The 22659-nt window shown below is 39.1% G+C and carries 17 protein-coding genes, 1 pseudogene and 1 other annotated feature; of the genes and pseudogenes, 5 read left to right on the top strand and 13 right to left on the bottom strand.

Annotated features, from left to right (window positions below; translation table 11 throughout):
• Positions 1-33: 33 nt before the first annotated feature.
• From FFM51_RS00990 to FFM51_RS00965, 6 genes are all read right to left on the bottom strand, one after another.
• A complete protein-coding gene (locus FFM51_RS00990) occupies positions 34-705 on the bottom strand; it encodes a methionine ABC transporter permease (RefSeq protein ID WP_137596799.1) in 672 nt (223 codons plus the stop codon).
• On the bottom strand, positions 677-1780 hold the full coding sequence (locus FFM51_RS00985; protein ID WP_137596798.1) for a methionine ABC transporter ATP-binding protein: 1104 nt from the start codon (positions 1778-1780) through the stop codon (positions 677-679). Before FFM51_RS00985 ends, FFM51_RS00990 begins: the two co-directional genes overlap by 29 nt.
• Position 1781: 1 nt before the next feature.
• Positions 1782-2300: a GAF domain-containing protein gene (locus FFM51_RS00980; protein WP_414691945.1), complete on the bottom strand. Its 519-nt coding sequence runs from the start codon at positions 2298-2300 to the stop codon at positions 1782-1784.
• Positions 2301-2315: 15 nt separating this feature from the next.
• Positions 2316-2587: a binding site (T-box leader), on the bottom strand.
• 82 nt (positions 2588-2669) lie between these two features.
• Positions 2670-4028 carry an APC family permease gene (locus FFM51_RS00975; protein ID WP_137596796.1) on the bottom strand — a complete coding sequence of 453 codons (1359 nt, stop codon included), beginning with the start codon at positions 4026-4028 and terminating at the stop codon, positions 2670-2672.
• 221 nt (positions 4029-4249) lie between these two features.
• Positions 4250-5554, bottom strand: a complete 1305-nt coding sequence (gene purB, locus FFM51_RS00970) for an adenylosuccinate lyase (protein WP_137596795.1) — start codon at positions 5552-5554, stop codon at positions 4250-4252.
• Positions 5551-6858 carry an adenylosuccinate synthase gene (locus FFM51_RS00965; protein ID WP_137596794.1) on the bottom strand — a complete coding sequence of 436 codons (1308 nt, stop codon included), beginning with the start codon at positions 6856-6858 and terminating at the stop codon, positions 5551-5553. The genes purB and FFM51_RS00965 overlap by 4 nt, the downstream gene beginning before the upstream one ends.
• Positions 6859-7052: 194 nt before the next feature.
• On the opposite strand from FFM51_RS00965, the gene FFM51_RS00960 reads away from it, so the two are divergent.
• Complete coding sequence (locus FFM51_RS00960; RefSeq protein ID WP_137596793.1) at positions 7053-8024, top strand: GMP reductase; 972 nt, start codon at positions 7053-7055, stop codon at positions 8022-8024.
• Between the two features lie 171 nt (positions 8025-8195).
• Complete coding sequence (locus tag FFM51_RS00955; RefSeq protein ID WP_137596792.1) at positions 8196-8690, top strand: DoxX family membrane protein; 495 nt, start codon at positions 8196-8198, stop codon at positions 8688-8690.
• Positions 8691-8879: 189 nt separating this feature from the next.
• Here the strand turns inward: FFM51_RS00955 and FFM51_RS00950 are convergent, their stop codons facing one another.
• The 5 genes from FFM51_RS00950 to FFM51_RS00930 all read right to left on the bottom strand — a co-directional run bounded on the left by FFM51_RS00950 (position 8880) and on the right by FFM51_RS00930 (position 19323).
• Positions 8880-10070 carry an NADH-dependent flavin oxidoreductase gene (locus FFM51_RS00950; RefSeq protein ID WP_137596791.1) on the bottom strand — a complete coding sequence of 397 codons (1191 nt, stop codon included), beginning with the start codon at positions 10068-10070 and terminating at the stop codon, positions 8880-8882.
• A gap of 73 nt (positions 10071-10143) precedes the next feature.
• Positions 10144-10413, bottom strand: coding sequence for a hypothetical protein (locus FFM51_RS00945; RefSeq protein WP_137596790.1), 270 nt, complete (start codon positions 10411-10413; stop codon positions 10144-10146).
• Positions 10414-10712: 299 nt separating this feature from the next.
• Positions 10713-11927, bottom strand: a complete 1215-nt coding sequence (locus tag FFM51_RS00940; protein ID WP_137596789.1) for an NAD(P)/FAD-dependent oxidoreductase — start codon at positions 11925-11927, stop codon at positions 10713-10715.
• A 149-nt stretch (positions 11928-12076) separates the two neighbouring features.
• Positions 12077-15793: a helicase-exonuclease AddAB subunit AddA gene (addA, locus tag FFM51_RS00935; protein WP_137596788.1), complete on the bottom strand. Its 3717-nt coding sequence runs from the start codon at positions 15791-15793 to the stop codon at positions 12077-12079.
• A complete protein-coding gene (locus FFM51_RS00930) occupies positions 15790-19323 on the bottom strand; it encodes a PD-(D/E)XK nuclease family protein (protein WP_137596787.1) in 3534 nt (1177 codons plus the stop codon). Before FFM51_RS00930 ends, addA begins: the two co-directional genes overlap by 4 nt.
• Positions 19324-19614: 291 nt before the next feature.
• Between FFM51_RS00930 and FFM51_RS00925 the strand changes: the two genes are divergently transcribed.
• Entirely contained in the window at positions 19615-20133 is a 519-nt protein-coding gene (locus FFM51_RS00925; protein WP_137596786.1) for a QueT transporter family protein, read from the top strand.
• A gap of 169 nt (positions 20134-20302) precedes the next feature.
• Here the strand turns inward: FFM51_RS00925 and FFM51_RS00920 are convergent.
• Positions 20303-20839 (bottom strand): annotated as a pseudogene (locus tag FFM51_RS00920) (SDR family NAD(P)-dependent oxidoreductase); the annotation flags it as partial.
• Between the two features lie 21 nt (positions 20840-20860).
• Here FFM51_RS00920 and FFM51_RS08880 point away from each other — a divergent pair.
• Together FFM51_RS08880 and FFM51_RS00915 are read left to right on the top strand one after the other, a co-directional pair.
• Positions 20861-21136 (top strand): Gfo/Idh/MocA family protein, encoded by a 276-nt coding sequence (locus FFM51_RS08880; RefSeq protein WP_223875873.1) that lies wholly within the window; start codon positions 20861-20863, stop codon positions 21134-21136.
• 2 nt (positions 21137-21138) lie between these two features.
• Positions 21139-21741 carry a Gfo/Idh/MocA family oxidoreductase gene (locus tag FFM51_RS00915; RefSeq protein ID WP_223875869.1) on the top strand — a complete coding sequence of 201 codons (603 nt, stop codon included), beginning with the start codon at positions 21139-21141 and terminating at the stop codon, positions 21739-21741.
• 179 nt (positions 21742-21920) lie between these two features.
• Here FFM51_RS00915 and pgmB read toward each other — a convergent pair whose 3' ends face one another.
• Complete coding sequence (gene pgmB / locus FFM51_RS00910; RefSeq protein ID WP_137596785.1) at positions 21921-22583, bottom strand: beta-phosphoglucomutase; 663 nt, start codon at positions 22581-22583, stop codon at positions 21921-21923.
• Positions 22584-22659: the final 76 nt, after the last annotated feature.

Here is a 22659-nt window from a genome sequence, read left to right as displayed (position 1 = left end):
CCACTCTCCTCATATAATTTAAGTTGCAAAAAATTAATATCGTTCGACTCTCTTAACAATCAAATCACCAACAAATTGGACGATAAACACCATCGCTAGAATAATTAACATCGCCACAAATGTAATATCATTTTCAAATCTGGCGTACCCAATGCTAATCGCAATATCCCCCAATCCACCAGAACCAATTGCTCCAGCCATCGTTGTCAATCCAATCAAACTGATAACTGTGGCAATTGAAACTCGCAAAATGTCTGCTAGGCCTTCCTTGAGATATACCCGAAATATGATTTCCATTGGGCTAGATCCCATTGACTGAGCAGCCTCAATCACACCATGGGCAACATCCAACAATGCATTTTGAACTTGCCGTGCATAAAAAGGAAAAATACCAAAGATTAACGGAACTAGTGCAGCGGTAGTTCCAACTGTGGTACCAATTAAAAATTGCGTTAACGGTGAAATTACAGCCAATAAAATGATAAATGGAATTGACCTTAACAAATTAATTACCTTATCCAACACCGAATAACTGACTGAATCCGCTAAGATCCCACCTGGTTTAGTCACAACTAGTAACACCCCAAAAATTAAGCCTAGGACACCTGAAACAATTGCCGAAAAAAATGTCATATACAGGGTTTCAAAAATTGCTTGAACAAATTCAGCTTTCATTTCAATTACGTTCGGAATAATCGACGCCATTGGCTGCTTCATCTCCTTTCGATCCACCAACCTCTAAGATTCTTACTTTGACGTCAGCAGATATCAAACTTTTAATTGCGCCATTGATTAACTCTGGTTGTCCACTGAAAATAGAGATCATATAACCAACATTTTCTCCATCGATCTGGTCTATATTGGCAAATAAAATATTAATGTCAATTTGATACTTCTGTGCTAGCCCAGAAATGATTCCTTCCTTAGCAGTATTTCCAACAAAGTTTAAATAAACCAATCGTTGATTAGCTGCTAGCTGCAGGTCGATTTCTGCTGTAATTCGTTTAATTGCTGCTTGAACATTCGTTGATGTTTCAATAAAGTCATTTGTTAATTTCTGCTGGGGAGCGGTAAATACCTTTGCAACGCGGCCCCGTTCAATTATTTCTCCATCCTCCATTACAGCTACATTGTGACAAATGGATTTAATTACTTGCATTTCATGCGTAATTAGGACAATTGTTAATCCCAACTCTACATTTAATTTTTTCAGTAATTGCAGAATTGAAATTGTGGTCTTCGGATCTAACGCACTTGTTGCTTCGTCGGATATTAATACATCTGGATCGTTTGCCAATGCCCTTGCGATGGCTACGCGTTGCTTTTGTCCACCTGATAATCTGCTCGGATATTCGTCAGCATATTTTGCTAACCCCACTAAATTCAACAAATTAGTCGCTTTTTCTCTACGTTCTTTTTTACTTATTTTTTTACTTAGCAGTGGATATTCCACATTGCCTAAGACGGTCCTTGATTTCATCAAGTTAAAATGCTGGAATATCATTCCGACTCGTTTTCTTGCCTGCCTTAGTTCTTGTGGCTTAAGTTCTTGTAATCGTTGTTCTGCTACACTGACGGTTCCACTTGTAGGTGCTTGAAGCAAATTGATGACACGAACTAAAGTACTCTTTCCGGCCCCTGAATAGCCAATAATTCCATAAATATCGCCACGTTCTATTTTCAAATTAACGTTTTTCACTGCTTTTACGACATTTCCATCATTTTTGAAAGTTACAGAAATATCTTTTAACTCAATTATGTTGTTTAGACTGACTGCCATTCTAATAAGCTCCCTCGTACTTTTTACTCCGAACACCAAAAATAAGTGGTGCAATTTGAGAAAGATACTTTTCATCAATTTCGTCAAATGTATTGTATTTTGGACTATCTAAATCTAAAACACCCCAAAATCGACTGCCCTTGAAGATTGGCACGACAATTTCTGATTTTGATGCACTATCGCATGCAATATGTCCTGAAAATTTATGCACATCAGGTACAATCTCAGCTGTTAAATTTTTGGCAACTGTTCCACAAACACCTGCGCCGACTTTAATATGCATACATGCCGGTTTCCCTTGAAATGGACCTAATATCAATTCATCGTTTTTGAATCGATAAAATGAAGTCCCGTTTAAATCATTTAATTCACTAAAAATTAGAGAAGCCAAATTACTCATATTTGCAATTAAATCAAACTCACCGGTCAGTAAACTTTCAGCTTGTTGTTTCAACAATTCATACTTATCAACTTTAGTAGTCATTTTTTCTCCCTCTTTACAAAAAAAACGCACTCCCATCCACGTCTATCTCTAGACAAGGACGAAAGTGCGTTTCGCGTTACCACCTTAATTTAAATAACCCTCACGAGTTATTCCTCTTCGGGTACTTAAATACAGTTCATCAAGTACTTACTGTTTGTGCATACCCTGACTCTATAACGGGAGTTCCCGTCACTGTTTAACTGATGCTCAACAGCGAACTGCATTTAAGACCATATTCGATTATGCATCATTGTCATCTTGCACCATTTCGATGACTCTCTTAAAATGATTCTCTAATCTACTCATCTTTGCATTACTTTGTAGGATTAATTTATAACATTATTGTTCAAAAAAATGAGAATGTCAACACTTGATTTTAATTATTTTCTAATATTAGTGATTGATCTATTCATGTTCAGCCATTTTAGTAATCGCCGTTTTACGGACCTGTTCAACTTTTTTTACCACATAAAAGATTGGTAATCCAACTGCCACAATTCCTAGCGAAACCAGGGCACCAACCGGATCAGCAAATAACTCACTAACGATCACAAAAACAGCTCCTAAAATAGCCACAATCGGTGTAATTGGAAATAATGGTGTCGAAAATGGGCGTACTTGACCTTGATTTCGTTTACGCAACAAGAACACACCAATAAACGCAGCAACATAGAAACAATAAACCGTAAAGATGCACAAATCTGACAGATAATCTGGATTAAAGAACGAAACCATCAAACCAGCCAACACTAGAATAGCAATCGTAGCAATCATTGGCTCGTGTGTCTTACGATTAACATATGATAATTTTTTTGAAAACGGTAAGTCATTGCGTTTAGCCATTGCATACATAATGCGTGGGAAAGTCATGATCTTCCCATTCATACAACCAACAATTGAAATAATGACACCAATGTTCAACAGCTTCCCACCAATAGAGCCAAACGCCAAAGTAGCTAAATATGGTGTCGTATTATCACCTAATTTATGAATCATCGCTGATGACATACCGTTAAACACACCAAAAGTTACAGCCGTATAAACAACTAACACAAACAACAATCCAATAACGATCGCTCTTGGTAATACCTTTTGCGGATTTTTGATTTCTCCACCTAAATTGGCAATTAAAATCCAGCCATCATAACCAAATAACGTTGCTAAAACAGCTACGCCAAAGTTACCTGCACTAGCATGGATTCCGGCAACCGTTTGGCCAAGCGCCCCTTGATGACCATAAAACAAACCAAAAATAATGATGGCGGCAATTGGCAACAACTTACCTAAAGTTGTCACGATGGCAAAAGCGGCACCATAACGATTTTCAAACATATTTAGTCCGCCAATCAAAGCCATCGCTCCTAATGCCAGTGGAACATGCCAGTTATCACTTAACCCAAAGAAGTTAACCAATAGCACTGCTAAATACCCGGCTAGCGAAGCAATGATTGCTGGACCATAGACAATAATCTGCATCCAGCCCGATAAAAAGCCCCACACTCGACCATATATTTTTTCCATATAAACGTACAAGCCACCCGTGTAAGGTAACTGAGCACCAATCTCAGCAATTGTTAACCCAGCAGTTAATGTAATAATTCCACCAACGACCCACGCCATTAATGCCATGGTAGAGGAACCAGCACTATCCAATACTGATGATTGCTTGAAAAAGATTCCTGAACCAATCACAGTTCCAACTACAAGTGCAAGTGCTGACCAAAGTCCTAACGACCGCTTTAATTCAGCTTCTGGTTGTTGCATATAAATCCCCTACCTTCTCGGCAAAATTTTGACTTTTCACTAAATCAATGGACTTAAACTAACAACATTGTCGTCCTTGAGCAAGGGTCAATTACACCGCAATTAAATTTATACAAAATAAAATCAATGAAACCTGTTGATTAACAACGGATTTCATTGATTCATTTTATTAAATATAAAAATATTTATAATAACTAAATGAATCGTTTTCATAAATATTTTTATATTTTTTGTTTTGCAAAAACTTGTTCAAAAATTTGATCAACATACCTAAGATGGTAGCGGTAATCAAATGCATCTTCAATTTCTTCACTGCTCAAACGTGCATTAATTGCTGCATTATCACGAACCAACTGTTTGAAAGAAATTTGTTCGTCCCATGATTTAGCAGTTAACGTTTGAACCAAATCGTATGCTTCTTCCCGGGATAATCCAGTCTCAATTAACTTTAACAACACTCTTTGACTGTAGATCAAACCGTACGTCCGTTCCATATTTTTCTTCATCGTTTCTGGAAAAACTGTTAAATCTCCCAAAATATTAGTAAAACGGTGTAGCATGTAATCCAACAAAATAGTAGTATCCGGCAAAATGATTCGTTCAGCCGATGAATGTGAAATATCACGTTCATGCCAGAGTGGAATATTCTCATATGCTGTTTGTACGTGACCGCGAACAACACGAGCCAATCCGCAGATGTTTTCTGAACCAATTGGATTTCGTTTATGAGGCATGGCAGATGAACCCTTTTGACCAGCACTAAAATGTTCTTCGACTTCTCGAATCTCAGAGCGTTGCAACGAACGAATTTCAGTTGCAAACTCTTCCAGACTAGTAGCGATTAACCCTAATGTCGCTATATATTCAGCGTGAAGATCACGGGGCAAAATTTGGCTTGTGATCGGTTGCCTAGTCAATCCTAGTTCCTGCATGACAGACTGTTCAATTTCAGGGGGCACATTCGCATATGTGCCAACTGCGCCACTAATCTTACCAGATGCAGCCCCTCGAGCGGCATGGTCGAATCGTTCAATATCACGTTCAATTTCAGCATACCATCGCGCAATTTTGAGACCAAATGTTGTTGGTTCAGCATGTACTCCATGTGTCCGACCCATCATAACTGTGTTTTTATATTTTTTAGCTTGGGATTCAAGCACATCTTTTAACGCCAATAAATCTGCCTTAATAATTTCATTGGCTTGTTTCAAAATGACCCCATTAGCAGTATCAACAACATCGGTACTAGTCAGGCCGTAATGCACCCACTTTTTTTCTGCACCTAATGATTCTGAAACTGTGCGCGTAAATGCAACCACGTCGTGATGCGTTTGTTCCTCTATTTCTGCTACTCGGTCGACAGTAAATGAAGCATTTTCTCGAATTTTTTTTGCATCTTCTCCTGGTACCTCGCCTTGTCGTGACCAGGCATTAGTGGCAGCAATTTCCACTTGCAACCAGGCTTGATATCGATTTTCCAGCGACCAAATCTGCCCCATCGCTGGTCTTGTATAACGGTCAATCATTGGCTAACAGCCTCCTTTTGTCCCCATGGATCATCTAAAATTAATGTTTGTAAGCGATCTGGTCCCACAGAAACCGTGGCTAGCGGTAATTCAACCACTTCGCTTAAGCGTTGTAAATATTTTTGAGCGTTGATTGGTAGCTCTGCAAAATTAGTAATTTGCGTGATATCTTCATTCCAACCAGGTAGTTCTTCATAAACTGGCTTACATGCTGATAATTCATGCAGGCTAGCTGGATAATAGTCAATTTGCTTACCATTAATTTCATACGCTGTACAAATTTTTAAAGTTTCGATCCCAGTTAGCACATCTAATAAATTCAGACTCAAACAACTCAATCCAGATACCCGTTTAGCATGACGCATTGCTACTGTATCAAACCAACCAATTCGCCGAGGTCGTTTTGTGACCGTACCATATTCATGACCAGTTTCACGGATATAATCACCAGTCGCATCATTTAGTTCAGTCGGAAATGGGCCGTCCCCCACTCGTGTCGAGTATGCCTTACAGATCCCTACAATTGTATCAATTTTATTCGGGCCAATGCCTACACCAGTCGTTACACCACCGGCGATCGGATTAGAAGAGGTGACATATGGATAAGTACCATGATCAACGTCCAACATCACTCCCTGTGCCCCTTCGAATAACACATGTTGTCCTTGATCCAATGCATTATTAACAATCACCGAAGTATCTGTTACATACTGTTTCAGTTGTTGACCATATTCATAATATTCCTCAAAAATCGAGTCAAAGCCCAACGGTTCTTTAGCGTACAACTTTGTAAATAGTTCATTTTTCTCAGCTAGATTTTGGCGTAGCTTAGTTTCAAATGTATCCCGCTCAAGTAGATCAGCCATTCGAATTCCCACACGGGAAGCTTTGTCCATGTATGCTGGTCCAATCCCTTTGTTAGTTGTACCAACCTTTTGATCGCCCTTAGATGCTTCTTGATATTGATCAAGCAAAATATGATAAGGCAAAATAACGTGCGCACGGCTTGAAATACGTAACCCCGCTGGGTCAATGCCCTTCTCTTTTAAGTAAGATAACTCCTCAATTGCGGCTTTAGGATTAACAACAACACCATTACCAATGATACTCAACTTATCAGCAAAGAAAATCCCTGAAGGAATCAAATGTAATTTATAAGTTTGGCCGTTAAATACAATTGTATGGCCTGCATTGTTACCACCTTGATACCGAACAATCATATCTGCTGCTTGACTCAGGTAATCAGTCATCTTACCTTTACCCTCGTCACCCCATTGACTCCCAACCACTACAACTGCTGTCATCATGTCACCCCATTATCATTATTATCACTCATCTAACCAGTTTAACAAGTAAGTTAAGCTTCGTCAACGAAAAACACGAACTTTATTTGTGAACAAGAATATAATGTACGACTTTTATATTGACATTACCACCGATTCCATTTATATTAACTGGGTGAGTAAAAAAGACGAACTTTTTGTAAGGAGTGCCTCAAATGGAAACTTTCGATTACGATGATATTCAACTCATCCCCAGCAAATGTATTATTAAAAGTCGCAGTGACGCCGATTCAAGTGTTCAATTTGGTCCTCATCGATTTAAAATTCCAGTAGTTCCTGCCAACATGGAAAGCGTGATTGATGAACCATTAGCAATTTGGCTAGCCCAAAATGACTACTTCTATGTTATGCATCGATTTCAACCAGAAAAACGATTAGCTTTCGTTCGGGATTTACAGGCAAAAAGCCTTTTCGCCTCCATTTCAGTTGGAATCAAAGATAGCGAGTTTCAATTTATCAATGATTTAGCAGCTGCCAATTTAACCCCTGAGTACATTACAATTGACGTTGCCCATGGTCACTCTGATTATGTTATCAAAATGATTAAATTCATTAAAAATAAATTACCAGACGCATTTGTCATCGCTGGTAATGTTGCGACTCCAGAAGCCGTACGTGAATTAGAAAATGCCGGTGCTGATGCTACTAAAGTTGGTGTTGGCCCTGGTAAAGCCTGCATTACTAAACTAAAAACCGGTTTTGGTACTGGCGGCTGGCAGCTCGCTGCTTTGAAATGGTGTAGTAAAGCGGCCCGCAAACCACTAATTGCTGATGGTGGGATCCGCAACAATGGTGACATTACAAAATCAGTCCGTTTTGGTGCTTCTATGGTAATGATTGGTTCAATGCTGGCCGGTCATCAAGAATCGCCTGGTAATTTAATTAAAATCGACGGTAAAAGTTACAAACAATACTGGGGTTCAGCATCTGAAACCCAAAAACAGGCTTACCGAAATGTCGAAGGTAAACAAATGTTAGTCCCGTATCGCGGTTCAATCGAAGCTACCCTGACTGAAATGCACGAAGACTTACAATCATCAATTTCATATGCAGGTGGTAACGATCTCGAAGCCATTCGCAAAGTTGACTACGTAATTGTCAAAAATTCCATTATGAACGGTGACTAATTTTATTAATCTAAATAACCTCATCAAGAAATTTTTTTGATGGGGCTATTTTTTGATCGAATTAAAATTTGTGATTTTTTTAACTAAGTTATTTCATTATCTTCAATAACTGCTATACTAAATTTGCAACACACTTACAAATGTATAGCTATTATTTAGGAGGCTTTTGAGATGAGTTATTGGTTAAGACATAACGTTATTAGTCGTTGGCTTTTGACTGTTTGTCGTGTTATTTTAGGATATTATTGGCTAATAGACGGTTATGATAAAGTGTTTAAAGGATTTGATGCTAAAGGATTTATTATGGGTGCCATTGCTAAACCAGTTTTAAGTCCCGAGGGTAAGGTCCAATATGGAGCTTATGGAAATTTCTTAAAACATTTCGTATTACCAAATGTAAATACATTTAACTTCCTAGTTTCATGGGGTGAATTGTTAGTTGGTCTCGGTTTAGTGGTTGGTGCGTTTACTACTGCGGCTGTATTCTTTGGCTTATTAATGAACTTTAGCTACTTATTGGCCGGCACAGTTTCAATCAATCCAATTTATATTATTGTTGAATTCATTATTTTATTTGCTGGCTACAATGCAGGCCGTATCGGTCTCGATCACTGGATTATCCCTTGGATCAGAAAGCATAGTTTTTTACCAAACGAAACAAGATAGTCAAAAAGACGGCTAATGGCCGTTTTTTTGTACCTTCATTTTTAACCTATCTTACAAATCAAAAGTAATTCTTGAAGATCTACAAGTATTAAAAATGAATTTACGTATCCTGTAATTGCCACCATCATAATTCGTAAATAATAAAGAAGCTGAGTAAAAAACTCTTTGCTCAGCTTCTTTATTATTAGCTTATTTTCCTCCACTTAAAACATAATCCAACACTGCATTTGCGTTTTGTCGATCTGTTTTTACTGAAGTCGTTAACGGTATTCCTGTCGGCCCGCTTAATGCCATCAAAATATCTAAAAACGGTTTTTTTACACCAAGTTCGTCTAAATCGTCTGGAGATATTTTATATCTTATCGAGCTCTCATCATTATGTTCAATTTTTTGGACCCACTGGGGTTCTCTGATACTCTGGCGACCAATTCCAACTAAATCAAAACCAGCATCAGTTGCCTTGGCAGCATCTTCAGGGGTTTGGACATCCCCTACGACAATCATTGGGACCTTACCTTGTAAGTGTTCTTTAATGGTTTCATTTAAAGGCGTTGTAATGCTCTCATCCGTTAATGACTTACGCCATACGTTTCCCATAGAAACATGCAAATAATCAATTGGCTGATCCTTCAACACATCAACGAACGCTAACGTCTGATCAAACGTAATCCCAGGTTTTTCGATTTCTTCTGGTGAGATCCGATAGCCAATAATAAACGGCTTAGTTGCATATTCAGTAACTACTCGTTGAACTTCACTAATTACAGCTAATGGAAATTGCATTCTATTTTCAACTGATCCGCCCCATTTGTCAGCTCGTTGGTTAGAATGTGGTGAAAAGAATTGCTGAATCAAATAAGTGTTTGCACCATAAATTTCAACTCCATCAAATCCAGCTTCAATAGCTCGTCTAGCAGCCTGACCAAAATCTTTAATCGTCTGTTCAATTTCTGTTTCACTCAAGGATCTTGGTTCTTCAGATCCGGCTCTAACAGCCGCGATAGCACTAGCACTAACTGGTTTTTTCCCACGTAAAATTGCAGTACTAGACATTCGACCAGCACTAAAAATCTGAACAATTGCTTTCGTCCCATTTCGCTGAATAGCAGATGCTAGTTTATGTAATCCAGGTATAAATTTATCATCAGCAATACTTAATTCGCCCTCGAAACCTTTACCTTCATTATTTACATTTGCGACTGCAGTGATATACATTCCTACACCGCCGCTATGTTTCTTATAATAATCAACTTCATCTTCTGTAACTGTTCCATCATGAAATGCCATACATTCTGTCATTGGCGGAATGATTACTCTATTTTTTAAGACAACATCTTTATTGAAAAACTTAAATGGTTCTAAAAATGAATACTTAGCCATAATATCACTCCATTTCTAAGATTGTGAATATTATAACATTGCTTGTGACTATTAGTCAGCGTTTCCTGCCCTTTTAATTTTTCCGTTTAATAAACAAAACCAACTGTCGAATTGACCAAATCAAAAAGGTAATTTGAAGGGCCACAAACGCTAAAAATACAAGTAAATAACCTGTGGTTACTCCTGTAGTTGCCATCATCATAATTTGAACAATTCCTAATGTTATTGTTGTAACCCGAAAAAAAACGACCACTTCAATCAGTACTAGCAAAGATAAAATCACCGTTTGAAATACTTTTGAATTAATAACTTCTACAATTTTGGCATTCCCTTGTTTAGCCATTATGTTTACTCCTTAAATTGTTATCTAATAATGTTTTATGTTACACGTGGAACACAAAGTTATCAAATAAAAAATGACCTTTCTAACTAGGGATGATTGCAGTAACTTTTTTCGGGACTTGCGGTTTGATTTTATTGGTAGATTTTTATTTTTATTGCGTAAATGTGTTCACTGATCACTTAACCATATTGTATAAAGAGCTAAAGCCCTTAATGAACTTCAAAGTATAAAGTTCATCAAGGGCTTTAGCTCCTTATATCACGACTTCAATCCGTGATCGTTCACACTCTTTTTTCTTTTTAATGCCAAATATCAAATCTACCGTGCTTCAAAATACCACTCACACCATTGTCATAAAATAATGACCGATCAACAATGACTTTTTTTAAGGCTGAAGCTGGATAGCCCTTTAATTTAACTTGTTTACCACCCATTGCCACTTCACCAATCGCTTGCGTTCGTCCGAGTGAGGCCACAGTCCCTAGTGAGTGGAACTCAAATGGTGTCGCAGAACCACCACTGACTAAATTGGCCACATTTTCTGCTGCATGAGCAGCCGACTTCAAGGCCACTTGCGCAGTTGTCGGCCAAGGTCGATTGTTAGCTGGATTCATAATTGCAGCAACATCACCAACCACAAACACCTCTGGATGGTCATCATTCAAGCTGAGATCATCTTTTGTGATAACCCGACCACGTTTAGAACTAAATGCTGGATCATCCATCACATGACTACCACTAACACCCACAGTCCAAACAATGCTGTTTGAGGCCACTTCTTGAGTTTCGTCATCTTTTTCATAGACTACTTTACCAGGCTCAACGCCTGAAATCTTAGCACCCAACACAAATTGAACGCCATTGCGTTTAAGGTAATCAACGGCAAAGTCTGCTAGACCATGATCAAACATTGGTAAAATACTGGTTGCTGCTTCCACACAATACAATTCTACGTTAGGTGTGTTGTATTTTTGAGCCCATTTCTTGGTTGAATGAATTAATTCCCCTAATAATTCAATACCAGTAAAACCAGCTCCACAAACAACCACTTTTAAATCGTTAGGATCTTGGGAATCTTGATAATGCTTAATTTGATTTTCAATATGTTCAGCAACTGCTGATGCTTCATCCAAAGTCGTCAACGGCAGTGCATTTTCTTCTGCTCCTTTAATACCAAATGTTTCAGAGCGAAACCCTAGTGCAATAATGACATAATCATAGCTAACTGGTTCGTCACTGTCCTGCAACTTAACTTCTTTGCTATCAAGGTCAATTCCAGTAACTGTATCCTGAATAAATTTAACCCGCTGTGGTTTTGCGACCTCGGCGACATCAAATGAAATTTCTTTCGGCGTCGTTGTGCCTGCCGCTACTTCATGAATATTAGTTTTTTCAGTATGCACTCGTGTGTTGCTAATCAATACTAACTGGGTGTCCTTAGGTGCTTTATCAATAAGCACTTTAATCGCACGCATACCAGCGTATCCGCCACCCAATACAACTACTTTTGCCATATTCGTCAAACTCCCTTTTTTGAATTTGTATCCGCTTACTCAAAGTACATTTTACACGACAAAAAGAAAATAGACAATGAAAACAGGCCATTTCAAGCAAAATAATTTATCACTAGACAAGTGAAATGATATGCAAGTTAACTAAATGCTTAAATTTCTACTAATTGGTTGACTGATAATAAATATAAATATTTATGCACAACTGGTTTAGCAGTCATTTGCTGCAGTGCCTGAGCATATAAATTTACCTGACCACGATATCTTTGCACTATCTTATCCACCTCAGCTTGCTGCTCACCATCTGGATGAATTTGATCGGTTTTATAGTCAAATAAACAAACACCATCCTCTAATTCCAAGTATCCATCGATAATTCCATGAATTAAGATTCGTTCTGTTGGATCAGCAAGCTGAGCAAACAACTGATTACCGTTTAACAACATTGAAAATGGCACTTCACGCTTTAAGTGATCAGGTCGTGCCAAAATAAGTTTACCCAAATCTGTTTCAAAAAATTGCAGAATTTGCTCTCGATTAATCCGCGTAGCAATTTCTTCAGTAATAATGTTACCAGCAGTTAGCCGAGTAATTACTTGATCTACTGCAGCAAGGGTCGGTGATTGTCGCAAGTCCAAAGTTTGTAATACCAAATGCGTTGCGGTACCAACTTCAGCTGCACTTGGAGTAACTGTTGTTTGCATAAATTTTGGTTGACCAAAATCATCGCTGACATAACGTCCCTTTTGCCGGGCTTGCGGATCAAACTCTAACTGTCCTAACTGAAAGTTATCTGGATCTTCAAATAATCGTTTAATTTCAGACACTGATTGATAAGCAGTGGTCATCGTTGCGGCAGTGTGCTGATAATTGAAATGTAAAACCTGTTTAATCGCTGCACGACTAATATCTGAAATTTGGTCTGTTAATTTATTCGCTTCATTTAGTTGCTCTTGAATTGAACTTTCAACTTCATCTTGACCAGTTTCTATCGATTGATTTAAATCTGACGCATGCCAAATTTTAATTTCGAATTTAGTTGCATCCCCAGTCAATCCTGACCATACATCATCAGTAGTTAATAGGCTCGCATCAAATTGGGGATGCCTCACCAAACCCATCCCAATCCAGTCCATAAAATTATTCGTTTGCGCCCGAATTTGATCCGGCAGCTGCATCCGTTCGCTTTGAAATGCCCGTTGCCAGTTCGTGATCGCCTTTTCAACATTTGAATATGTTCCAACAATCAGCAAACGTTGCTCAGCTCGTGTCAATGCGACATAAAGTAATCGCATTTGTTCAGCTTGGTCCTTGCGATTAACCGCATCTTTTAAAATTTGTTTTTGCAGCGTCTCAACTTTGACACGATCTGCGGTCAAATAAGTAATGCCAATTCCACCCTGAGCATCCATTAAGTAATCTTGTCGCATTCGATCCTTATTGAATTGATGAGTGGCATCCATTAAGAAAACTACTGGAAACTCTAATCCCTTGCTAGCATGGATTGTCATCACAGAAACAGTATCATTTGAGGCTTGAGCAGGTGCTTCACCTAAATCTTGATTTTGTTGTTGCATTTGTTCAATGAATCGGACAAATTGAAATAGCCCTTTGAAACTACTTTCTTCATATACATGTGCACGCTCATATAAAGCATGTAAATTAGCTTGACGTTGCCGACCACCTGGCATTCCACCAACATAATCTAAAAAACCTGTCGTTTCGTAAATTTCCCAAATCAATTTGACCAACCGATTTTGATTAGCAATCAATCTAAATTCAACTAATTGATGCAAAAAGCGATCAATCTTGTCATAAATATGTTGAGCAAACTCCGAGGCTAAATTAGCATCAAACTCATCATGAAACGTCTTTACTGCCGCAAAATATTCATCCGTTTTATTTTGAATTCGCAAATAGGCCAATTCATTTTCATCCAATCCCACAATCGGGGAACGTAAAACAGCTGCTAACGGAATATCCTGATAGGGATTATCAACCACTCGGAGCAATGACATCATAATTCGGACTTCTGTGGCCTGAAAATAGTTCTGGGCATCATTAACGGTAACTGGAATTTCTAACTGACTAAATTGTTCCACAATCAAATTGTTATTTTTACGCGTCGGCACTAGCAATGTAATATCACCATACGTAATCGGGCGCATTTTTTGTTCTTTTCGGTCATAAAGTTGTTCATTATTTTGAATCATCTGCTTGATTCGTTGCCCCACCATTTGAACCTCGCCCGTCATTTTATCATCGGGGACCAGTTCCAACTCATCTTGACTAGTAGAATTTTCAGATTCATATAGTAAAACTTCAGTTGCTGTTGGTTCTTTAGGGTAATCAATGGCGCCATACTGTAATTGGGCGGCCTCATCATAGTCCATTTCGCCCACTTTTTTATCCATTAACTGTTTGAAAATTAAATTGGTAAAGTCGGTTACATTTTTCACTGATCGAAAATTTTCAGCTAAAATAATTGCTTCACCATCATCTGATTGTGGCTGACGATACTGTTCGTACTTGCGCAAAAATAGACCTGGATCGGCGAGTCGAAACTGATAAATCGATTGTTTCACATCCCCAACCATGAACAGATTCCCTGGGTGCTCGGTCGTCAGCGTTTGTAAGATGCTCTCTTGTAATTGGTTGGTATCCTGATATTCATCCACCATGATTTCACCGTAGTGATCTCTTAACTGTTTAACCACGCTTTGACCATCAACAGAGTTACTAGTTAAAATTGCCAATGCGTAGTGTTCCAAATCACTAAAATCCAACACGTGACGTTGCTTTTTTTCTGCTTGATAAGCTTCGCGATACTGCCAGGTTACATCTGCCAACTCCGTAACAATTTTTTGTGCAGCTTTCATTGTATCGATCGTTTGCTGTTCATCTAATGCAAAGTAAGCTGGCCCTAACTCATTGAGCTGTTTTTTACATTCACTACGAGTGACCTTAATACGCTCAAAAGTAGCTTTTGCTTCGTCATCTTTAGGGCCACGCATTGTATTAAAGTTGAGGTTGAATAATTTTGCTCGAATTTCATTCCATGATCCATGTTGCACCAACTCAAGTACTTCATCGATTTGCATCAACTCATCTTCTAACAAACCCTTAACCTTACTGAAAACATCCTCAAGCGCTAATTCAATACCTTGTGCCATATCAATCGACAACTGTTGTAAAATATCCATCAAAATTGGTTTTACTTGTGTCTGATAAAAATCAGTTTCAGTTAGGTTAGTTCCTTCAACTTCATACAGTGCGGGTAACTGTTGTAACCATTCATACGGTGTAGGTGTCGCATTAGCAAACGAATCCAGTTGACTAACCACATTGGTTAAGCCTTCATCGCCTCGATCGTTAGAAAAATTTTGCGTTAGTTGTTCAAATTTTTCATCTTCATTGGCATACAAGGTTTCGCGAACGTCATCCCAAACAGATTCAGTTAACAAAATTAGTTCTGTTGTATCTGTCAATAGTCGAAACTGTGGGTCTAAATCAATCAAATAGTAATAGCGTTTAATTAAATGTAAACAAAAAGCATGTAGCGTACTGATATCAGCAATTCCCAACTGATTAATTTCTGTCCGTAGTCGTTGTCGTAAGTCATAGTCATTGGTTTGATCCATCGCCTGTCGTAACGCCCGCTGTATCCGATCGCGCATTCCTTTAGCTGCCGCATCCGTAAAAGTGACAACCAGTAAATTAGCTACACTATCGCCATGTAAAATTTTTTGAATCACTCGCTCAACTAAAACAGATGTTTTACCAGATCCAGCGGAAGCAGATACTAAAATATTTTGACCTTGATCAACAATGGCTTGCTGTTGATGGGGCGTAAATTTGGTTGCACTCATTTATCTTCCTCCTGTAATAACTTAAACACGGCTTTAGCATCCAATTTATCCAATTGCCGATAATTATTTTCTGGTAACATCGCATCAAACTGGAACACATCTTTATACGGTGAATACTGAAGTGCCGTTTTCTGATTAGCCCATTTAACAGGATTTAAATCATTAGCCCCCGCAAAAATTTGTTCAGCAGCATATTGAATCCGTTCTTGATTACGAGCTAATAATAACTTCATTTGATCAGGCGTTACCAATTCTGGTCCTGAAAAACTAGCATCGCTCTTTTTCCGAAACGGGTAAATATCGGAGTTACCGATCTTATCTGCTAGTTGATTATCTAATTGATCTAACAAATTGGAGTCGCTTAGCAACAGACCCTTATATTTATTTTGCTTTAACTTGGCTTGCTCTAATCCCTTAGCAACATCTTGCTGTTTTAGCTTAGGGTTTTGGATATGCATGTACAAAGCGCCAGCCAATTTACTATTAGGGTCAACCCCCAATCGATCAATATTTAATTCAACTGCGTTTAAATACGTTAGCATTTGCATGGCCAATCCATAATAAGCATCCGCAAAGCTAAAATCACGCTGACCGGATTTATAGTCCACCACTCCTAAATAATTACCCTTATCCGTTGCTAGTTGATCAATCCGATCAATCTTTCCACGAACACGAACTTGTTTATTATGTGGTAATTTAAACTCGAGCGCTGCCAACCCTGTTTGATCTTGTATTTGACCGAACAGAACCTCCGTTTTAGTTGGTTGCATCGGCGTATACTGACTTTGCTGGTACAAAGCTTCGCCCATTTGGCGAACAGTAGCACTGAGCTGTTTTCCAATATATTTCATTCTGGCAGAGCTAGATAAAATCATGAACTGGGGCGCTTGACTGACGTTTTCAACGACTTGATTAATCAAATCATCCAGCTGATTTTGGCTTAAATCTTTCATCGATATATCTAATTGACGAACGCGTTTAACCAGTGCGTCGAGCGTAGCATGAAAGAACTCCCCTGTATTAGCTGGTGACAATTCGAACATATCACGTTCCTTCAGTTGAAGTCCGAATTTTAGAAAGTAAGCATATTCATTTTCATAGAATTCTTCTAACTTAGACACGGAAGTATTAATTGTATCGCCATACAAACCAGTGACAATTTCTGGCTTCAATTTAACCGGAACATTATGATAATCCAAGCTTCGCAACACTACTGCTAACTTAGCACTGCTTTCTGGTAACTGGACTAATTGTTGGTAAATGAAACGCCAGATTAACGGTAATTTACGATGTTGATCCATTGCCTGTCGACCAATTTGAACTAATGAACCAATCGTTGCATTTGGTGCGCTCACAAATGGAGCTACCTTGTCATCATCAATACTTGGTATCTGCTGATAATTTTGCGCCTGCAAGGTAAAAAAGTTTTTAATCGCCGCAATATATGGTGATATCTGAATTTCTTGCCCTTGATCATTTAATTGCGGGTACGATAAATACAGTCGCTGACAGCTGCTCATGAAACCTAAGTAATTAATAAATGGTTCATTTGCAAGCTGTTCCATGCTATCGGCCGACAAATACTGTTCATCATTTAAATAGCCTTGCAGACTAAGCTTATCTTGATCAGATAATAATCCCCGTTCACTAGGAACATCTGGCATCACCAGGTCCGTGGCGCCAATCATAAATGTAACTTTTCGTTGATTACTTTGCACAATTCCCGTTTCAGAAACCATTACCTGATCAAGTGTCGACGGAATTTGCGAATAAGTGGCTGCACTAAACCCAGCTTGTAAAATCGTTTGAAAATCGTCTGGATTAAACGGACGGGCGCCCAATATTGCAACATACTCATCTAGTAGATCACAAAAGGTCTGCCAAACCTGCTCGGGTTGCGCCGCCTGGTCCAAATCCCCTCGTTCAATTTGCCGATCTCGCCAAGCGATTAATTGCTGTTCGACTCCTTGTTGAACCAAAAATTGATACAAAATCGTCGCTGCATCTTGCCCAGTTTGCGCATTATCTAATGCAGCAAAAAAAGGAGGCAAAGTTTCTTTGATGTAATGCCGAATTATATTTATTTGCCGAGTATCTTCTGTAATTTTATCAGTTTGAAGTCCTAAATCCGATTCTTTAAACCGATAATACTGCCAATCAGATGACTGCAACCAATCATCACCATGTAATCCTGTCTTTAATAACCAATTTTCGGTTATTGCAAGAGCCTGCCTAAACTGCGCAATCGAGGAAGCCATGCCGTCTACTTGTGGAATTAATAACTCTGTTTTTAACAAGCGCATCAAATCAGAGTATCGATAATAATGCTGTTTAACTGCAAATAATGCATTTAGTAACTCCACCAATGGGTGGTCATCCATGGCACGTTCATGATCATTAAAGACCGGAATATTATATTGTCTAAAAACAGGTTCTAATGCCGTAGCATAACCGTCTAGGTGTCTAGTCAATACCAAAAAATCACGGTACCGATATTTACCAGTAGATACAAGCTGCCTAATTTGTCGCGCTGTTTGTTGTAATTCCGTTAACCGATTATCGGCGGTAAACAATTGTAAATTAGCAGGGTGGGACAATTTAGGGACCTCAATTTGGGCCATTTTAGCATCCGCAATTAAAAAACGATCCAATTGTTCTAACTCGGAAGCCACGCGACTCTGCTTAGCATATTGATCGAGCATGATATTAACTTGATGCTGTTTAGCCTGTTGATATAGCCGGTGATACAAATTCCCAGCCTCATAAAATAAATCACTAGGATCTGGGGTTTGCTTAGGGTATGGCTTATCCAGCGTCAGTGCAATCAACACTGAGTTTGCATTACAAATTAGAGCCGACACGATTTGCTGCTCACTGGCCGTAAATTGCGAAAATCGATCCAAATAAAAGTGGGCGTGACTAAAATCCTGTTCTTCTAAATATTGGGCAAGTTGCGCATAAATTTCTGAATTTCCTAAGTATTGACCATTAACTGCTTGTTCATAGGCAGTGTACACTAACACTAAATCATGTAATTTAGCGTTCAAGTCACTGCTCGTTTGCCTCATTTGTTGCGCTAAATTAGCTAGATCAGTTGCACTAATTCGAGCTTGTTTCAATTCCTCTAATTGATTCGTTAATTCATTAATAAATCCCGGTTGGTTATATTCGCCGGCAAATAATCGTAATTCACCCTGGTGGTCACTGATAATTTGAAATACCAGCATGTTTAATCCTGTGGCCGATAGACGCGGAGCTTGATATGCTGCCGTATTTTTCAATAAATACCAAGCTAGCCGACTAAACGAAAAGACCTGCAACTTAGTCTGTGCATAACTAGTTTGTGTATCGCCATTTTGACGTTTAGCAAGTTCATCCAAGACGTTAATTTCAGATTCAAACTTAATATGGTTGGGAACTAAATAATAAAATTGATCATCAGGATATTTCGCCATATCAGCAGCCAACTGATCCAATAAGTTAATTTGATGATCCTTCGCAGCCGTTCCTAAAATAAATCCTAAACTCATTACGGACCTCCAAAAATAGAGTGCGAGCCAAGGCGCCTAGATGTCGTAGGCTAAGCCGCTAATGACGTTTAATAAATCGTTCTTTGATTTATTGAGCGTCATTAGCGGCTTAGCCCTAGACATCTGCCTGGGTGAGCACATTTCAAATAATAACCCAATACTCAAATTATATCACGAACCAGCCCACCAATTAGCCACCCGTACCACATAATAATTTTGACGTTTTAATTTGGTTGCGGTAGGCTAAGAAAGCACGAAAAATTGAATATTGAGCAAAGGAAGGAATTTGTTATGAATTCTAAGACTAGTTTTTTTGGCATCCAAAGCATTGCCGATTTGGCAAAGGTAGCGGTTGTTGCTGCACTCTACGTCGTTGTTACGATAGTCTTGGCACCCTTTAGCTTCGGCGCATATCAATTGCGATTGTCAGAAACGTTCAATCATCTGGCGTTATTTAACAAACGATATGTTTTATCCGTAACGCTAGGCGTGGCCATTGCTAATATCACCTCACCACTAGGCATTATTGATATTGTTTGGGGTAGTTTTCAAACATTAGTAATGTTAATGTTGATTCGTTTTTTAACTAAGCACGTGTCTAATCTGATCATCAAAATGATCATTGCAATTCTAGTTACTACATTTATGATGTGGATGATTGCATTAGAACTCGCTTGGGTTGGCAACGCCGCTTTTTGGCCTACTTTTTGGGCTGCCTGGCTATCAACTGGTATTGGTGAATTACTATCCATGACCGTCGGTGCAATTTTAGTATACTTTTTGAATAAAGCGGTTGACCTACGAAAGTAGCGTGTTCGCAAGTACGTTGAAGCATTGTAGTGTAACCCCAAAAGATGCTGCGTGCATAGGTATTTTTAGCCTATGCACGCAGCATCTTTTTGTGGTTATACGAAAAATCCTGTACTTGCGGACACGCTTACTCAATCAAAATGATGGTAATTCATTGCTGCTTAATTTATTAATTCAAATGTTCAAGCGCATATTCCTTGCGGCCTCCCGGCTTCGGAATTTGGTCACCCATCATAATATTAAACCCGCCATCGACTGGAATCTGAGCTCCGTTGATGTAGTCTGACCGATCACTAGCAAGAAATAATACCGTGTTTGCAATGTCTTGGACACTTCCGATTCGCTTGTTGGCAGTTAATTTTTTACGTCCATTTTCAACTTGCGGGTCAGAGTAAAAGCTCATTGACATTGGTGTTTTAACTAAACACGGCATAATCACGTTACTGCGAATCCCAAATTCACCCCATTCAGCAGCGAGCTGTTTTGATAACATATTAACGCCGGCCTTACTGGTACTGTATGCACCACTATACGTTTCCGGTGACTGTGACGCCACTGTTGAAATATGAATCATCGTACCACTCTTTTGTTTCATCATCACTTGGCCAAATTTTTGAGCCATTAAAAAGTAGCCATTCAAGTTGATGTTTAATACTTGTTGCCATGTTTGATAGTCTAACTTCTCAAGTGGTGCAAATTTCAAAATGCCTATACCGGTGCGAAAGCAATTGCCACTAAAGTACAGGTCCCATTTTATCAAGATTATCACCAAATGATGGACGAGATTAAACCGGATGGGGTCATTATTGTTACTCCCAATAATCTGCATCTTCCGATTGCACGCGAAGTAGTCAAGCGTGGCATTCCCACCTTAGTTGAAAAACCAATTTCGGATGACTTAGCAGATGCTGAAAAGTTTGTTCAAGAAATTGCCGCCACCAAAGTACCAGTTTTGGTTGGTCAGCATCGGCGCTATAATCCATTTGTAAATAAGGCCAGTTAACCGTGGCATCATTTCACTATATGATTTACAAAAATGACAGTTATTTCGATGTTGCTTGGCGGCGAAAAAAAGGGGCCGGCCCTATTCTGGTCAACCTGGTCCATGATGTTGATTTATTGCGCTATTTGATTGGTGAAATTGATTCAGTTCAAGGCATGCAATCATCAACTGCTCGCGGATTTGAAACTGAAGATTCGGCGGTTGTCAATGTGTGCTTTAAATCCGGTGCCTTAGCTTCCATGACCATTTCTGATGCGACTGTGGCACCGTGGAACTGGGAGGCCACTGCCCGCGAAGATCCTCAATATCGACCTTTTGATGCCGATGCCTATTATATTGGCGGTACTAAGGGCTCGTTATCGCTTCCTCGTTTGCATAAATTTAGTTATAGCGGTGATCCGTCTTGGCATAAGCCGCTCCAGTTAGATGTTCCAGCGGTTGATCCGACCCTACCTCACAAAATGCAATTAAAACACTTCATTAAAGTAATCCGTGGTGAAGCAGCCCCAATTGTTACACCAGCTGATAACGTTAAAACACTGAAAGCTTTGATGGCCATTAAACAGGCCGCTGAAACTGGTGTCTTAGTTCGGCTCGAAAATTAGCGAGTGGGAAAAAAGCCGGTTAGCTCCCAGCTATGTAACCCCCACAAATGGATATTTTAGATTTGAATATTTATTTGTGGGACTTTACATGCCTGGGAGCTTTTTGCGCACGTTTTGACCATTCGATTAGTCAAAAAAAGACTGAAGCAAAATAGCCTTTGCCTAGTCTCTAAATTTATCTACTTCAATTGTTTTTTAATGTTATTAATCGTTACCATACTAGTGTCATCAAACTTAATCTGCGCCGCGGGTAAGCCCGTGCCAATTCCAATTGATAATTCACCCGCAGCATTAATAGCCGTAATCCCGGCACTCGAATCTTCCAAGCCGGCGACATTTTTGGGGCTTAAATGCATTATTTCAGCCGCTTTGATAAATATTTCCGGGTCAGGCTTGCCAGCAGTTAGTGTCTCCGGATCGACCGTGCCCACAAAATAATCCGTCAATTGTAATTGTTTCAAAATCGTAGGAGCATTTTTGGAGGCCGAGGCCACTGACATCAGGTACCCATCTGTCTTTAGTTCATTTAAAAAAACAGCAATGCCCGGCAAAATATCATGCGGTGTTAAGGTTTTAATTAACTGCAGATAATTTTCATTTTTAGCCGCCGCCAATTGCTCCTTTTGTGCCAGTGAGTACTCATGCTCATGACCGCCAGCTTTTAGGATCATTTCCAGTGAATCCATTCGGCTAACACCCTTTAAATTGTCGGCTAGTTGCGCTGTCCATGGTGAACCGACCTTATCTGCCGTTTGGTGCCAGGCCTGCCCGTGAAATTTGGCCGTATCTGCAATCACGCCATCTAAATCAAAAGCAAACCCCTTAATATCGTTAAATTGCATTTTTTAATCTCCCTTAATCCCAAAATCACAGGGTAATTAGAGACTGGCAAAAACTATCTTGCCGCAGTCTCCTTTT

This window comes from Paucilactobacillus kaifaensis (assembly GCF_005405145.1).
Taxonomy (GTDB): domain Bacteria; phylum Bacillota; class Bacilli; order Lactobacillales; family Lactobacillaceae; genus Paucilactobacillus; species Paucilactobacillus kaifaensis.
This window is presented reverse-complemented; position numbering and strand designations above follow the sequence as displayed.

Excerpts from the sequence above, each read along its gene's own strand:
- FFM51_RS00990 (WP_137596799.1), bottom strand. The coding sequence starts at position 705 with ATGGCGTCGATTATTCCGAACGTAATTGAAATGAAAGCTGAATTTGTT.
- FFM51_RS00985 (WP_137596798.1), bottom strand. The coding sequence starts at position 1,780 with ATGGCAGTCAGTCTAAACAACATAATTGAGTTAAAAGATATTTCTGTA.
- FFM51_RS00980 (WP_414691945.1), bottom strand. The coding sequence starts at position 2,300 with ATGGGAGTGCGTTTTTTTTGTAAAGAGGGAGAAAAAATGACTACTAAA.
- FFM51_RS00975 (WP_137596796.1), bottom strand. The coding sequence starts at position 4,028 with ATGCAACAACCAGAAGCTGAATTAAAGCGGTCGTTAGGACTTTGGTCA.
- purB (WP_137596795.1), bottom strand. The coding sequence starts at position 5,554 with ATGATTGACCGTTATACAAGACCAGCGATGGGGCAGATTTGGTCGCTG.
- FFM51_RS00965 (WP_137596794.1), bottom strand. The coding sequence starts at position 6,858 with ATGACAGCAGTTGTAGTGGTTGGGAGTCAATGGGGTGACGAGGGTAAA.
- FFM51_RS00960 (WP_137596793.1), top strand. The coding sequence starts at position 7,053 with ATGGAAACTTTCGATTACGATGATATTCAACTCATCCCCAGCAAATGT.
- FFM51_RS00955 (WP_137596792.1), top strand. The coding sequence starts at position 8,196 with ATGAGTTATTGGTTAAGACATAACGTTATTAGTCGTTGGCTTTTGACT.
- FFM51_RS00950 (WP_137596791.1), bottom strand. The coding sequence starts at position 10,070 with ATGGCTAAGTATTCATTTTTAGAACCATTTAAGTTTTTCAATAAAGAT.
- FFM51_RS00945 (WP_137596790.1), bottom strand. The coding sequence starts at position 10,413 with ATGGCTAAACAAGGGAATGCCAAAATTGTAGAAGTTATTAATTCAAAA.
- FFM51_RS00940 (WP_137596789.1), bottom strand. The coding sequence starts at position 11,927 with ATGGCAAAAGTAGTTGTATTGGGTGGCGGATACGCTGGTATGCGTGCG.
- addA (WP_137596788.1), bottom strand. The coding sequence starts at position 15,793 with ATGAGTGCAACCAAATTTACGCCCCATCAACAGCAAGCCATTGTTGAT.
- FFM51_RS00930 (WP_137596787.1), bottom strand. The coding sequence starts at position 19,323 with ATGAGTTTAGGATTTATTTTAGGAACGGCTGCGAAGGATCATCAAATT.
- FFM51_RS00925 (WP_137596786.1), top strand. The coding sequence starts at position 19,615 with ATGAATTCTAAGACTAGTTTTTTTGGCATCCAAAGCATTGCCGATTTG.
- pgmB (WP_137596785.1), bottom strand. The coding sequence starts at position 22,583 with ATGCAATTTAACGATATTAAGGGGTTTGCTTTTGATTTAGATGGCGTG.